This window comes from Streptomyces sp. NPDC088725, assembly GCF_044751305.1.
Taxonomy (GTDB): Bacteria; Actinomycetota; Actinomycetes; order Streptomycetales; family Streptomycetaceae; genus Streptomyces.
The window spans coordinates 652644-666854 of the sequence record NZ_JBIVLO010000005.1; the positions used below are offsets into that span (position 1 = coordinate 652644).

Annotated in this window: 12 protein-coding genes; 10 read left to right on the forward strand and 2 right to left on the reverse strand. The window is 70.0% G+C overall.

Translation table 11 applies throughout. The annotated features are described in order from the left end of the window. Positions 1–71: 71 nt before the first annotated feature. A complete protein-coding gene (locus ACIP6N_RS16305) occupies positions 72–500 on the reverse strand; it encodes a metallopeptidase family protein (RefSeq protein WP_401816134.1) in 429 nt (142 codons plus the stop codon). A 273-nt stretch (positions 501–773) separates the two neighbouring features. Between ACIP6N_RS16305 and ACIP6N_RS16310 the strand changes: the two genes are divergently transcribed. The 9 genes from ACIP6N_RS16310 (at position 774) to ACIP6N_RS16350 (ending at position 11660) form a co-directional block, all read left to right on the forward strand. Next, the gene (locus ACIP6N_RS16310) at positions 774–1208 is read left to right on the forward strand and encodes a DUF3499 domain-containing protein (protein ID WP_401816136.1); all 435 of its coding nucleotides are present in this window, start codon (positions 774–776) and stop codon (positions 1206–1208) included. Positions 1209–1330: 122 nt separating this feature from the next. Continuing rightward, positions 1331–2947, forward strand: a complete 1617-nt coding sequence (locus ACIP6N_RS16315; RefSeq protein ID WP_401816137.1) for an L-lactate permease — start codon at positions 1331–1333, stop codon at positions 2945–2947. Positions 2948–3030: 83 nt separating this feature from the next. Beyond that, complete coding sequence (locus ACIP6N_RS16320; RefSeq protein WP_401816138.1) at positions 3031–4398, forward strand: phosphomannomutase/phosphoglucomutase; 1368 nt, start codon at positions 3031–3033, stop codon at positions 4396–4398. 741 nt (positions 4399–5139) lie between these two features. Beyond that, positions 5140–5322, forward strand: a complete 183-nt coding sequence (locus ACIP6N_RS16325) for a Trm112 family protein (protein ID WP_401816139.1) — start codon at positions 5140–5142, stop codon at positions 5320–5322. Positions 5323–5361: 39 nt separating this feature from the next. Then, complete coding sequence (locus ACIP6N_RS16330) at positions 5362–6507, forward strand: SIS domain-containing protein (protein ID WP_401816141.1); 1146 nt, start codon at positions 5362–5364, stop codon at positions 6505–6507. A gap of 182 nt (positions 6508–6689) precedes the next feature. Then, positions 6690–7853 carry a mannose-6-phosphate isomerase, class I gene (manA, locus tag ACIP6N_RS16335; protein ID WP_401816143.1) on the forward strand — a complete coding sequence of 388 codons (1164 nt, stop codon included), beginning with the start codon at positions 6690–6692 and terminating at the stop codon, positions 7851–7853. A 137-nt stretch (positions 7854–7990) separates the two neighbouring features. Continuing rightward, entirely contained in the window at positions 7991–9013 is a 1023-nt protein-coding gene (locus tag ACIP6N_RS16340) for a cation diffusion facilitator family transporter (RefSeq protein ID WP_401816145.1), read from the forward strand. 329 nt (positions 9014–9342) lie between these two features. Beyond that, positions 9343–10800, forward strand: a complete 1458-nt coding sequence (gene ahcY / locus ACIP6N_RS16345; RefSeq protein WP_401816147.1) for an adenosylhomocysteinase — start codon at positions 9343–9345, stop codon at positions 10798–10800. 245 nt (positions 10801–11045) lie between these two features. Further along, positions 11046–11660: a hypothetical protein gene (locus tag ACIP6N_RS16350; protein ID WP_401816149.1), complete on the forward strand. Its 615-nt coding sequence runs from the start codon at positions 11046–11048 to the stop codon at positions 11658–11660. Positions 11661–11672: 12 nt separating this feature from the next. Here ACIP6N_RS16350 and ACIP6N_RS16355 read toward each other — a convergent pair whose 3' ends face one another. After that, the gene (locus ACIP6N_RS16355; RefSeq protein ID WP_401816151.1) at positions 11673–12602 is read right to left on the reverse strand and encodes an RDD family protein; all 930 of its coding nucleotides are present in this window, start codon (positions 12600–12602) and stop codon (positions 11673–11675) included. Between the two features lie 187 nt (positions 12603–12789). On the opposite strand from ACIP6N_RS16355, the gene ACIP6N_RS16360 reads away from it, so the two are divergent. After that, positions 12790–13797 (forward strand): stage II sporulation protein M, encoded by a 1008-nt coding sequence (locus ACIP6N_RS16360; protein ID WP_401816153.1) that lies wholly within the window; start codon positions 12790–12792, stop codon positions 13795–13797. The last annotated feature ends 414 nt before the right edge of the window (positions 13798–14211 follow it).

Below are 14211 nucleotides of genomic sequence, written 5' to 3' on the forward strand. Positions count from 1 at the left end.
GGCCGTACGACCGGGTCGTCCCCGGTCGTACGCCGTTCCCGGCCCGGCCGTACGTCATTCCCGGTCGTACGTCATTCCTGGCCGTACCGGGGATCGACGGATTCGGGCGCCAGACCGAGCAGTTCGGCGACCTGCTCGACCACGACCTCGTGCACCAGCATCGCCCGTTCGTCGCGGCTCTTGGTACGGATCTCCACCGGCCGCCGGTAGAGCACGATGCGCGCGGGCCGCTCCTTGGCGGCGGGGGCCGAGAGGCCGAGCGGCACCACGTCGTCCTTCACGTCCGGTACGTCCATGACCAGGAACTCGACGTCGGCCAGCTGCGGCCAGCGCCGTTCGAGCCGGTCGACGGAGTCCTGCACAAGATCGTTGAAGGATTCCGCGCGGCTGAGGGAGAGCGGCACCTGGGGCGGGGCGACGGGCCCGCGCATACCGCGGCCATGGCGGTCGCGGCGGCGCGGCCGCGGCTCGGGCGGGCGGGGTGATACGGGGCTGTCCATCACTCACGCAGGGTAGCCCTCCCGGGGGCGGAGCGATCGTGGGCATTACTCCATGGACGGCATGTCGCATACTGAGCATTCCGGCCAAACTCAGGCCCGAAACCACGCGTCCCGGTGATCGTCCGTCGTGCCTCTCTTGCTGTGATTTGCCCCGGGTAATGACCGCGTAATGGGCTGTGGCCAACCGGTCGCTTTTGTTTCCGTGCAGGTCAGGGCGGTTGTCCGAAGCGCCGTTGTGTCCCGTTTCGGCATGCGACACGGTGGGGTGACCTGGTGGTGAGTCGTCGCGGCCCGCTCAAGAGTGCGGTACCGTCCAACGTCGTGAGCCCTGTACGTCGCTGTTCGCGCACCGCGTGCGGCCGCCCTGCTGTCGCGACACTGACGTACGTCTATGCCGATTCGACCGCGGTCCTCGGCCCGCTCGCCGCCTACGCCGAGCCCCACTGCTATGACCTGTGCGCGGAGCACAGCGAGAGGCTGACCGCGCCGCGCGGCTGGGAAGTCGTCCGGCTGACGGATCCCTCCGCCCCCGTGCGCCCCAGCGGTGACGATCTGGAAGCGCTCGCCAACGCCGTACGGGAAGCCGCGCGCCCCCAGGAGCGTGCGGCCGAGGGCGGCGGCAAGGGACCAGGACCGCGCGGGCCCGGCGGCCCCACGGAAGGCGGGCGCCGGGGTCACCTGCGGGTGCTGCGCTCCCCGGAGCCCTGAGACTTCCCCGCACGCCGCTTTCCGGCGGATCCCGAACAGGGCATTGACCCGCTCTTGGCATGGGCACGACCATTCCTTCACTGAGGGATCAGTTTCCGTATCGCGGAATCCGGAGGTCTGTCGTGTTCGTGCAGGAACTGGAACCCGTCGCCGACTCGCTCGCCCTGTCCGCCCTCGTCGCCGCGCTCCCGCTGGCCGCCGTACTGATCCTGCTGGGCGTCGTCCGGATGAAAGCCCATCTCGCGGGACTCGTCGGCCTCGCCGTCGCGGTGCTGGTCGCGTGGTTCACGTACGGAATGCCGATCGGCCAGACCCTCTCCGCCGGGGTGCAGGGCGTGCTCTTCGGCCTCTTCCCGATCATGTGGATCGTCGTCAACGCCCTCTGGGTGTACCGGATGACGGTCCGCACGCGGCACTTCGACATCCTCCGGCGCTCCTTCGGACGTCTCTCCGACGACCCGCGTATCCAGGCGCTCGTCATCGCCTTCTGCTTCGGCGCGCTGCTCGAAGCGCTCGCCGGTTTCGGGGCGCCGGTCGCGATCTGCTCGGTGATGCTGGTCGCGCTCGGATTCGATCCGGTCAGGGCCGCGGTCGTCGCGCTCGTCGCCAACACCGCGCCCGTGGCCTTCGGTGCGATGGGCACCCCGGTGGTGACACTCGCCCAGGTGACCGGGGTGCCCCTGGACACCGTCGCCTCGGTCGTGGGCAGGCAGACGCCGCTGCTGGCCCTGCTCGTACCGCTGATCCTGGTCGGACTCGTCGACGGCCGCCGCGGGCTGCGCGAGACCTGGGTGCCCGCGCTCGTCTGCGGAATCGCCTTCGCCGCAGCGCAGTTCGCGGTCTCGAACTTCCTCTCCGCCCAACTCGCCGACATCGCCGCCTCGCTGGTGGGTGCGGCGGCGCTGGTGGCCGTGCCGTCCGCCCGCAGGCCCGCGGCCGAACCCGTACGGGCCGCCGTCCTCACCGGAGTCAGGAGCGAGGACCTGGACGGCGAGGACCCGCGACGCGAAGTGGTGCGCGCCTACGCCCCGTACGCCCTCATCGTCGTGATCTTCTCCCTCGCCCAACTACCCCCGGTCAAGGACCTGTTCGCGAAGGCGACGCAGACCTTCGACTGGCCGTTCCTCGATGTCGCCGACCCGGCGGGCAAACCCGTCGGCTCCAACGTCTTCTCCCTGCCGCTCGTCGCGACGGGCGGCACACTCGTACTCGTCGCGGGCCTGTTCGCGGCCGCGGTCCTCGGTGTGCGCGCGCCCGACGCCGTACGTGAATGGGGCGCGACCGTGCGCGAACTGCGGTACGCGATCCTCACCGTGACCTCCGTACTGGCCCTCGCGTACGTCATGAACCTCTCCGGACAGGCCGCCACCATCGGCTACTTCGTCGCGGCGGCCGGCGCCGGACTGGCCTTCCTCTCGCCGATCCTCGGATGGTTCGGCGTCGCGGTCTCGGGCTCCGACACCTCGGCCAACGCGCTGTTCGGGGCACTCCAGGTGACAGCGGCGCGGGAGTCGGGCCTCTCGCCCGGACTGCTGGCCGCGGCGAACAGCTCCGGCGGAGTGCTCGGCAAGATGATCTCCCCGCAGAACCTGACGATCGCGTGCGCGGCGGTCGGACTCGCCGGCAGGGAGGGCGATGTGCTGCGGAAAGTGCTGCCGTGGAGCCTGGGGCTGCTGCTGGTGATGTGTCTGATCGTCACGGCGCAGAGCACGCCGGTACTGGGCTGGATGCTTCCCTAGGATCGGTGGGCTAGTTCCACCGGGGCTCCGCACCGGCCAGGTACCTTATGGCGAAAGCGGAACCTGACCACTGGAGGCTGGCCGTGGCCGATTTGTCGCAGCTCGTGAAGGCGTACGACGTACGTGGGTTGTACCCGGATCAACTGGACGACCGGCTCGCCGAACTCTTCGGCGCCGCCTTCGTGGACGTGACCGGAGCGGACGCGATCGTCGTGGGCCACGACATGCGGCCCTCGTCGCCCGGCCTGGCGGCGAGCTTCGCGAAGGGCGCGTGCGCGCGCGGCGCCGACGCCACGATCATCGGGCTCTGCTCCACGGACCAGTTGTACTACGCGTCGGGGCACCTGGACCTGCCCGGCGCGATGTTCACCGCCTCGCACAACCCGGCGCGCTACAACGGCATCAAGATGTGCCGGGCCGGCGCGGCGCCGGTCGGCCAGGACACCGGCCTCGCGGAGATCCGGACGCTGGTGGAGGGCTGGCTGGACGAGGGCGCGCCGCCCGCCCCCGGCGTCCGCCAGGGAACGATCACCCGGCAGGACACCCTGACCGACTACGCCGCGCACCTGTTGTCCCTGGTCGACGTCTCCGCGATCCGTCCCCTGAAGGTCGTCGTGGACGCGGGCAACGGCATGGGCGGCCACACCGTGCCGACGGTCTTCGAGGGCCTGCCCCTCGACCTCGTACCGATGTACTTCGAGCTGGACGGCACCTTCCCCAACCACGAGGCGAACCCGCTGGACCCGAAGAACATCGTGGACCTCCAGGCCCGGGTCATCGAGGAAGAAGCGGACCTCGGCCTCGCTTTCGACGGTGACGCGGACCGCTGCTTCGTCGTCGACGAACGCGGAATCGGTGTCTCCCCCTCGGCGATCACGGCCCTGGTCGCGGCGCGCGAGCTGGCCAGGCACCCGGGCAGCACGGTCATCCACAACCTGATCACCTCCTGGTCGGTCCCCGAGGTGGTGCGCGAACACGGCGGCGCGCCGGTACGCACGCGCGTCGGCCACTCCTTCATCAAGCAGGAGATGGCCCGCACGGGCGCGGTGTTCGGCGGCGAACACTCCGCGCACTACTACTTCCGCGACTTCTGGAACGCGGACACGGGCATGCTCGCGGCACTGCACGTCCTGGCGGCCCTCGGCGGCCAGGACGGCCCGCTGTCCGAACTGGTCGCCTCGTACGACCGCTACCGCGCCTCGGGCGAGATCAACTCGACGGTGGACGACCAGACGGCCCGCACAGCGGCGGTACGGGTGGCCTACGAGGGCCGCGAGGACGTGACCTTCGACGAACTGGACGGCCTGACGGTGACGACCCCGGACTGGTGGTTCAACCTCCGCCCGTCCAACACGGAACCGCTGCTGAGGCTGAACGTCGAGGCACGCGACGAGGAGACGATGGCGCGGGTGCGTGACGAGGCACTGTCACTGATCCGAGACGCCACCTGAGCGAACCGGTCGTCCGTGGGTGGCAGGGTGCCGCGACCGCCCGTACGACCGGAGTGGCCGTCGGTCTGCTCTTCCGGCCGGAGCGACTGGTAGTCCGCGGGTGGAAGGGGGCCGCGACCGCCCGTACGACCGGAGTGGCCGGCGGTCCGCTCTTCCGGCCGGAGCGACCGCTCGTCCGCAGTGGGAAGGGGGCCGTGGAGGGGTGGTGTCCAGAACGTAAAGCGTGACTTTGCGGCGTGGACACCGCGGGCTCGGTGTCCACTGTGCCTGTACACGCCGTAAATCATGCAGTGGCGGACACTTCCCCTGCGCGGAACCCGGCGACAGCACCAGCCACCACACCCCAGCCCACGACGGCGCGGAACCCGGCGCGAACCCCAGCGCACGACGCCCCCGGCGAACGCCGACCCGCGCGGAACCCGGCGACACGGCAACGCACAAGGCCCCGGCCGCCATGGCGACGCGGAACCCGGCGACAACCGCAACCATGACAAGGCGACCCCGCGCCGGACGGTGACTCCGCGCCGGACGGTGACTCCGCGCCGGACGACACCCCTCGCTGGGCGATAACCCCTCGCTTGGCGACACCCCCCCCGCCGGACGGCACCCCCCGCCAGCCCCCGCCGGACCGCACCCCCCGCCGGACAGCAACCCCCCTGCCAGACGGCGGCCCCCCGCCGAACGCCGACCCGGCGGTAGGCTGGCAGCGCCCGATCCGTATGTCTGAAGGGACACCACCCCATGCCGCTCGAAGCCGGCCTTCTGGAGATCCTCGCCTGTCCGGTCTGCCACGCGCCGCTCAGCGACCGCACGGCTGCCGACACCCCCGAGCTGATCTGCACCGGCGAGGACTGCGGCCTGGCCTACCCCGTGCGGGACGACATCCCCGTCCTTCTCGTCGACGAAGCGCGCCGCCCCGCGTAGCCGCCCCGCGCAACCGACGGATTCCCGGAGGCCCATCACATGCTCGACGAGTCGCTGCTCGACGCTCCGGACGAACTGGCCCGCGCCGACCGTCTGGGGCTGCTCCGGGGTACCGCGGAGGCCGGCGCCCGGGTGCGTACCGCTCTGCGGAACACCGCCGAGGCGGGGGTCGGCCGCCTCGCGCCGGAGGGCCGGCCGCGGGCCGTGCTGGTGGCAGGGGCAGGGACCGCCGCGTCCGGCGCCGCCGACCTGATCGCCGCGCTGGCGGGCGGCGCCGCTCCGGTCGCGCGGTTGCGTCCCACCGGCGTCGCCGCAGAGGCAGGCGCGCTGCGCTGGACGCTTCCCGGCTGGGCCGGCCCCGTGGACCTGCTGCTCATCGCCACCGCGGACGGCGCGGAACCGGGCCTCGCGATCCTCGCCGAGCAGGCGTACCGGCGCGGCTGCACGGTTGTCGCCGTCGCGCCCGGGCAGTCGCCGCTGAGCGAGAGCGTCGACGGGTCGCGCGGCCTCCTCGTGCCCATGGCGATGTCCCCGTACGAGCAGTACACCGAGGAGGCGCGGGCGAACGCCGCGGGGCCCGGCGCCTTCTGGGCCCTCGGCGTACCGCTGCTCGCGCTGCTCGACCGCGTGGGTCTCCTCACCGCCCCGGCCGAAACGCTCCAGCTCGTCGCCGACCGGCTGGACCACACCGCGGAACGCTGCGGCCCCGCCGTCACCACGTACAGCAACCCCGCCAAGACGCTCGCCGTCGAACTCGCCGACAGCCTCCCGCTGATCTGGACCGAGGGCGTGACCGCGGCCCCCGCGGGTCGGCGCTTCGCCGCCGTACTGGCCGAGCTGGCCGGCCACCCGGCACTCGCCGCCGAGCTTCCCGAGGCGCTCACCGAGCATGCCACGCTCCTCGCGGGCGACATCGCGAGCGGCGGCGCCGCCGACGACTTCTTCCGGGACCGCGCCGAGGACGCCGGGGCGCTGCGCCCCCGCGCCGTCCTGTTGCGCGACCGGCCGGCCGGGGGACTGACCGCCGCTCCCACCGCGCGCGAACTCGCCCTCGGGCACGGCAAGGCGGTCAGCGAACTGGAGCCGGAAGCGGGCAGCGATCTCGAAGCCTTCGCCGAACTGGTCGCCGTGACCGACTTCACCGCCGTGTACCTGACGCTCGCCGGGGGCAGCGGCCCAGAATGAGTAACCGACACCGGCCCGGAACACTGACAGCGGCCCGGAACGAGTAACCGACACCGGCCCGGAACACTGACAGCGGCCCGGAACGAGTAACCGACACCGGCCCGGAACGAGCAACTCCTGGCCCGCGTACGCCTGAACCGCCGGCTCTCACCCCTCATCACGCACAAGGAAGCCCACACCCCATGGACCGCCTCTCCAACACCGTGCGCCCTTACGCATGGGGCTCCACGACCGCCATTCCGGAACTGCTGGGCACCGCCCCCACCGGCGAGCCCCAGGCCGAGATGTGGATGGGCGCCCACCCGGGAGCCCCGTCCGGCACCGACCGCGGCGCGGGCGAACAGGCCCTCTCCGACCTCATCGACGCCGCTCCCGAAGCGGAACTCGGCGCCGCCGCCGTAAGCAAGTTCGGCCCCCGTCTGCCGTTCCTGCTCAAGCTCCTCGCTGCCGGATCCCCGCTCTCCGTCCAGGTGCACCCCAACCTCGCGCAGGCGAAGGAGGGTTACGAGGACGAGGAATCCCGGGGCGTCCCGATCGACGCCCCGCACCGCAACTACAAGGACGCCAACCACAAGCCCGAACTGATCTGCGCCCTCACGCCGTTCGACGGCCTGTGCGGCTTCCGCGCCACCGCCGAGGCCGCCGAACTGCTCGCGCGGCTGGACGTCGACTCGCTCAAGCCGTACGTCGACCTCCTGCACGCGAGCCCCGAAGAGGCCGCGCTGCGTGAAGTCCTCACCGCCGTCCTGACCGCGGACCCGGCCGAGATGGCCGCCACCGTCGCGGAGGCCACCGCGGCCGCCGAACGCATCGGCGGTGAATACACCCCGTACGTCTCGATCGCGCGGCACTACCCCGGCGACCCGGGCGTCATCGCCGCCATGCTGCTCAACTACGTACAACTCCAGCCCGGTGAGGCCCTTTTCCTGGGCGCGGGCGTCCCGCACGCCTACCTCAACGGCCTGGGCGTCGAGATCATGGCCAACTCGGACAACGTCCTGCGCTGCGGCCTCACTCCCAAGCACGTCGATGTGCCCGAACTGCTCCGCGTCGTGCGCTTCGAGGCGACGGAACCGGGCATCCTGCGCCCCGAGGCGTCCGCCTCCGGCGAGGAGGTCTTCGACACCCCCATCGACGAATTCCGCTTGTCCCGGTACGACTTGGCCCCGGGCGCGGAGCCGCGCGACCTCACCGCCGCCACACCGCAGATCCTGCTGTGCACGGCGGGCACGCCCCGAGCGAACGATCTGGCGCTGACCCCGGGCGGTTCCGTTTTCGTGCCGGCGGGCGAACAGGCCCAACTCGCGGGCGACGGAACCGTGTTCCGCGCCACAGTGGTGGTCTGAACCGCCGTTCGTGAGCAATGGCTGCAACAATGTCCGGCCATACGGCGGCGACAGGTCCGCGGTGAACGGGCCGCGGCACAGACGTCCGCAGCACAGAGCAGCACGTCAGTGCACCGAAGAAGGGACACCAGGCACCCATGAGCGCGTCCGGCGGAACCAAGGCGATCGTGGCGGCGCTCGGCGCCAATCTCGCGATCGCGGCAGCCAAGTTCGTGGCGTTCCTCTTCAGCGGCTCGTCGTCGATGCTCGCGGAGAGCGTGCACTCCCTCGCCGACTCGGGGAACCAGGGCCTCCTGCTCCTCGGCGGCAAGAAGGCGAAGCGCGACGCGACCCCGCAACACCCCTTCGGCTACGGCCGCGAGCGGTACATCTACGCGTTCCTCGTCTCCATCGTCCTCTTCTCGATCGGCGGCATGTTCGCGGTCTACGAGGGCTACGAGAAGATCAAACACCCGCACCCCCTGGAGTCCTGGTACTGGCCGGTCGGGGTGCTCGTCTTCGCGATCGTCGCGGAGGGGTTGTCCTTCCGCACGGCCATCAAGGAATCGAACGTCACGCGCGGCAAGCTCTCCTGGAAGGAGTTCATCCGGCGTGCCAAGGCCCCGGAACTGCCCGTCGTGCTCCTGGAGGACTTCGGCGCGCTGATCGGTCTCGTGCTCGCGCTCGCGGGCGTCGGCCTGGCCCTCGGCACGGGCAACGGCGTCTGGGACGGCATCGGCACGCTCTGCATCGGTGTCCTCCTCATCGTGATCGCGCTGATCCTGGCCGCCGAGACGAAGTCCCTGCTGCTCGGTGAGTCCGCGGGCATCGACGACGTGGAGAAGATCAAGAAGGCTGTCGTCGACGGCGACGTCGTGACCGGCATCATCCACATGCGCACGCTCCACCTCGGCCCCGAGGAGCTGCTGGTCGCCGCGAAGATCGCGGTGGAGCACGACGACACCGCCGGTGAGGTCGCCAACGCGATCAACGCCGCCGAGAAGCGCATCCGCGAAGCCGTCCCGATCGCCCGCGTGATCTACCTGGAGCCGGACATCTACAGCGAGGCGGCGGCCGCGGCCGGCACCAACCCCGCCAAGACCCCGGGCGGCGACCACGAGCCGTCCGACACCAACACCGCCTCCGACTCCCGTTCCGACTCCGGCGCCGACGACGACTGAACCTCCTGAAGTCCTGACACGAGGGGGCGTCCGGCTCCCTCGTACGGCCCCTCTATTTTCCTGTCTCCACCTCCGTCTGCTTTTCCGCGTCCCTGGTCCCACCTGGGTCTTCTGACATCAGCTGTGGCCCGCCGGGCGGACCGGTGTAGATTCGTGTGCAGAGCCAGACGTCGCTGCTGATGGCGGTCGGGCGGCCCGCCCGTGCGGACCGGCCGAGGGAGAGAGGGCCTCCGACGGACGGGCCGCGCGTGCCCGGGCATTCGTATGCCCGCGCCGTGGAGCCAGCCGTACGTACCCACCCTCGACACCCCTTACGAGGAGCAGCTCGCATGACGACTGTCGCCAACCGACAGGACTTCAAGGTCGCCGATCTCTCGCTTGCCGAGTTCGGCCGCAAGGAGATCACTCTCGCCGAGCACGAGATGCCCGGTCTGATGTCGATCCGCAAGGAGTACGCAGCCGCACAGCCGCTGGCCGGTGCCCGGATCACCGGCTCGCTGCACATGACGGTGCAGACCGCGGTCCTCATCGAGACCCTGGTCGCCCTCGGCGCCGACGTCCGCTGGGCGTCCTGCAACATCTTCTCCACCCAGGACCACGCGGCCGCCGCCATCGCGGTCGGCCCCGAGGGCACCCCGGAGGAGCCCAAGGGCGTCCCCGTCTTCGCCTGGAAGGGCGAGACGCTCGAGGAGTACTGGTGGTGCACGGAGCAGGCACTGACGTGGCCCAACACGCCCACCGCCGGTCCGAACATGATTCTGGACGACGGCGGTGACGCCACCCTCCTCGTGCACAAGGGCGTTGAGTTCGAGAAGGCCGGCGCGGCCCCGGACCCGGCCACGGCGGACAGCGAGGAGTACGGCTACATCCTCCGTCTGCTGAACCGCACGCTCTCCGAGAACCCGCAGAAGTGGACCCGCCTGGCGTCCGAGATCCGCGGCGTCACCGAAGAGACCACGACCGGTGTGCACCGTCTGTACGAGATGCAGCGTGACGGCCTCCTTCTCTTCCCGGCGATCAACGTCAACGACGCGGTCACCAAGTCCAAGTTCGACAACAAGTACGGCTGCCGCCACTCCCTGATCGACGGCATCAACCGCGCCACCGACGTCCTCATCGGCGGCAAGGTCGCGGTCGTCTTCGGTTACGGCGACGTCGGCAAGGGCTGCGCGGAGTCGCTGCGCGGCCAGGGCGCCCGTGTGATCGTCACCGAGATCGACCCGATCTGCGCGCTCCAGGCGGCGATGGACGGCTACCAGGTGTCCACGCTCGACGACGTCGTCGGCATCGCCGACATCTTCGTCACCACGACGGGCAACAAGGACATCATCATGGCCTCGGACATGGCCAAGATGAAGCACCAGGCGATCGTCGGCAACATCGGTCACTTCGACAACGAGATCGACATGGCCGGCCTGGCGAAGATCGACGGCATCGTCAAGGACGAGGTCAAGCCGCAGGTCCACACCTGGACGTTCCCCGACGGCAAGAAGCTCATCGTCCTGTCCGAGGGCCGCCTGCTGAACCTGGGCAACGCGACCGGCCACCCCTCCTTCGTGATGTCCAACTCCTTTTCGGACCAGACGCTGGCCCAGATCGAGCTGTTCACCAAGCAGGAGGAGTACCCGACCGACGTCTACGTGCTCCCCAAGCACCTGGACGAGAAGGTCGCCCGGCTCCACCTCGACGCGCTCGGTGTGAAGCTCACGACGCTCCGCCCGGAGCAGGCCGCCTACATCGGCGTCGATGTCGACGGTCCGTACAAGCCCGAGCAGTACCGCTACTGATCCGGTGGAACCGCCGACGGCCCCACCGACGGGCCCGCTGAAGGCCTGAGCAGTGCTGACGGGTTGTCGACCCACCCGTCAGCCATCTCAGGTCCGGCGCGGTCAGCGGCGGTCCGACGGCAGTTCGCGGTTCGGCGGCGTATTCCGGTAGTACCAGGCAGACCCCCGCACCCCCGTGTCGGGGGTCTGCCTGTTCCCGCGCCCGGGCCGGGCCCGTATCAACCCACGAGGACCCGAAGGACCCCATGCCCCGCGGCCGTTATTCGCTCCATGATCCGCACGATCACACCCCCCTCGGTCAGGAACACTTCCACTGCGCGCCAGGGCCTTCCGGCTGGCGCTACGTCTCACAGATCACCGCTCCGTCGGGCGACCCCGCCGGCTCCGTCGATCTGGCCCTCGACGAACTCGGCCGCCCCATCCGGCTTCAACTCCAGGCCGCGAACTGGCAGGTCCGCGCCGCCGCACTCGAAGGCGTCACCTGGGTCAGAACCGACCCCACCGGGGAGCACGCCACAGAAGGCAATGTGCGCGCCCACGCCTTCACCGGCAGGTCCCCCGCGTTCCTCATCGCCGTCGCCCGTCTCCTGCGCCTCACCCCCACTTCTCCCGAGACGCGCGTACGCCTCGTCGCTTTCACCGATCCGGTCCTGGCACCCCGCACCCTCGACCAGTCCTGGGCGCTGAAGAACAGTGAAGCGCATGCCACTGACAACGGGCCTCTGATCGTGGACGAGTACCAGGTCAGCGAGTTGGACACGGGCGAGCAGCACACGATTCACCTCGCCGGAGACGTGGTGCTCTCGGCCCCCGGCATCGAGCTCGAAGACCTGGAGACCCCGCCGTCTGCGCTGTCCTGACCCGGACAGGGCCTAAGCGGGCGGCGCGAAGCCGGAGGAGGGCGGACGGGGCACCTCAGGAGCGGGCGGTGGCGTTGTGAAGGGCGGATTCCCGGCAGCGGAAACCGCAGGCTCAGCGGCTGACACCGGACCAGGGGCCGGCCCCGAAGGTGGCATTGGGGCTGAAGTCGCATCCGGGGCCTGTGTGGCGGAAGGCGACCCGAAGGCGAGGCGCGCGTCCCGAGCCTGGCGTTCGCTCACGACGGCGGCCAGATACGCGCCGGCCGGTACGCCTTCCGGAGCCGGTGCTCCCGTGCGGGTCACCAGTTCGGCCGCCAGCCGCTCCGCCATCGACCGGCTCACCTCGGCGTCCAACTGTCCCATCCGGGTGAGGTACTGGCGGATCGCGAGCCACAGACCGTCGGGCACCGCCGACAGGTCCAGCCCGGCGAACCGCCCGACGAGCCAGTCCGGCGGGGGCGGAACCGTCGCCAGGCGCGTCGCCGGGACTCTTTCCCGTACGACCAGGGTCCCGGCGAAGACATCGCCCAGCCGCCGCCCTCGCGCCGACACCAGCGACGCGATACAGGCGATGACCCCGAAGGACATCATGAGTTCGATGACCCCGATCGCCCCGCGCACCAACGCGTGCCGGAAGCGGATGGGTCCGCCGTCGTCCCGTACGACCCGCAGCCCGCAGGCGAGCTTGCCGAGCGAGCGCCCGTGGCTCAGGGTCTCCACCGCTATCGGCCCGCCCACCAGCACCAGCAGGAACGTCGCGACGGCCAGCGCCGCCAGCGCCGCGTCGTCCAGCGAGCTGCCCGCGAAGACGACTGCGACGGTCACCAGGATGTAGACCGTCCAGGCCACCACCAGGTCGATCAGGAGTGCCAGCGTTCGGCTCGGCAGCTTCGCCGGGCGCAGCCCCAACACGACCGCGTCGCCCGTCACGAGCTCATTCACCGGTGCCACCCTTCACAGACGTTCCCTGCCTCTTGAGGGCTCAGTCTGCCAAGCTGACCGGCAGGGCGTCGCGCGCGTGGCTCGGAGCATGACCAGCTGGCAGCGAACCAGGCGGGGCTTTCGCAACACGACCTGAGCCCGAGCAGTACCGACCGTACGCGTCCAGTGCCTGGAGCAGCAGCCGACCATGGATCTCGATGTCTTCGTGACAGCCCACCGCGCCGAATGGGACCGCCTGGACCAACTCCTGCGCCGTGGAGGCCGCCTGACGGGCGCCGAGGTGGACGAACTCGTCGCTCTCTACCAACGCACTGCCACGCATCTCTCCCTGGTCCAGTCCAGCGCCCCGGACCCGGCGGTCGTGGGACGCCTCACCCAGCTGGTGGCCCGTGCCCGCGCCGCGGTCACCGGAACACGGCGCGCCGGCTGGCGAGACGCGGCGCGCTTCCTGACGGCGGGCTTTCCCGCGGCCGTATACCGCTCAAGACACTGGTGGGTCCCGACCGCGCTGCTGTCGACGCTCCTCGCGGCGGTCATCGGGTGGTGGATCAGCGTCCATCCTGAGGTCCAGTCATCGATCGCCGCGCCCGACGTGCTCCGGCAGATGACAGAGCCCGGCGGCGAGTACGAGACGTACTACTCGAGCCACCCGGCGGCCTCCTTCGCCGCCCAGGTCTGGACGAACAACGCCCAGGCCGCCGCCATGTGTCTCGTCCTCGGGGCCTTTCTGTGCCTGCCGGTGATCTGGATCCTCTTCACCAACGTGCTGAACCTGGGCGTGGGCATCGGCCTGATGTCATCGGCCGGCCGCCTCGACACGTTCCTCGGGCTGATCCTTCCGCACGGTCTGCTCGAACTGACAGCGGTCTTCGTTGCCGCGGGCACGGGACTCCGTCTCGGCTGGACGCTGATCGACCCAGGCCCTCTCTCCCGGCGAGCCGCCCTCGCGCGGCAGGGCCGTGCCGCGATCGGCATGGCCATAGGCCTTGCGCTGGTGCTCTTCATATCGGGAGCGATCGAAGGCTTCGTTACCCCGTCCGGCCTGCAGACCTGGGCACGCATCGCCATTGGTGTCGCCGCTGAAGTCGCGTTCCTTGTGTACGTCTATGTCGTGGGCGGACGAGCGGCACGAGCGGGCGAGGCGGGAGACGTGGACACCACGGAGCGAACCGCTGAACTCCCCGTGGCCGCTTGATGTGCGCATCGCGTCCCTGACCTGTTAGTCTCCTCTTCGCCCCAGGAAAGCTGTTGACACGGCTTGAGCGGGGAGGTAGATTCGAACGGTTGCCTCGAAGCTGGACAAGTTCGAGAGCGGAAGTTAGTCTCTAGGCGGCTCGTGACGGAGATTGCATTTCTGTCGAGCCCACTGATTCGTCATTCAGAGCACGAAGGCCGATTCGATCGGCCGAAATTCTTCTGATAAAGTCGGATCAGCCGAAAGGCAAAAGGCCAATCCAAAGGCCATCGGATTTCACCGGGCAGAACAGCCCAACGGAATCTGATAGAGTCGGAAACGCCGGAAAGGGAAACGCGAAAGCGAGAACCTGGAAAGCAAGCCCCGCTGACTGGGGATCGGATACGGAAAGCATCTGATAGAGTCGGGAACACG

Excerpts from the sequence above, each read along its gene's own strand:
- ACIP6N_RS16305 (WP_401816134.1), bottom strand. The coding sequence starts at position 500 with ATGGACAGCCCCGTATCACCCCGCCCGCCCGAGCCGCGGCCGCGCCGC.
- ACIP6N_RS16325 (WP_401816139.1), top strand. The coding sequence starts at position 5,140 with ATGCCGCTCGAAGCCGGCCTTCTGGAGATCCTCGCCTGTCCGGTCTGC.
- ACIP6N_RS16330 (WP_401816141.1), top strand. The coding sequence starts at position 5,362 with ATGCTCGACGAGTCGCTGCTCGACGCTCCGGACGAACTGGCCCGCGCC.
- manA (WP_401816143.1), top strand. The coding sequence starts at position 6,690 with ATGGACCGCCTCTCCAACACCGTGCGCCCTTACGCATGGGGCTCCACG.
- ACIP6N_RS16340 (WP_401816145.1), top strand. The coding sequence starts at position 7,991 with ATGAGCGCGTCCGGCGGAACCAAGGCGATCGTGGCGGCGCTCGGCGCC.
- ahcY (WP_401816147.1), top strand. The coding sequence starts at position 9,343 with ATGACGACTGTCGCCAACCGACAGGACTTCAAGGTCGCCGATCTCTCG.
- ACIP6N_RS16350 (WP_401816149.1), top strand. The coding sequence starts at position 11,046 with ATGCCCCGCGGCCGTTATTCGCTCCATGATCCGCACGATCACACCCCC.
- ACIP6N_RS16360 (WP_401816153.1), top strand. The coding sequence starts at position 12,790 with ATGGATCTCGATGTCTTCGTGACAGCCCACCGCGCCGAATGGGACCGC.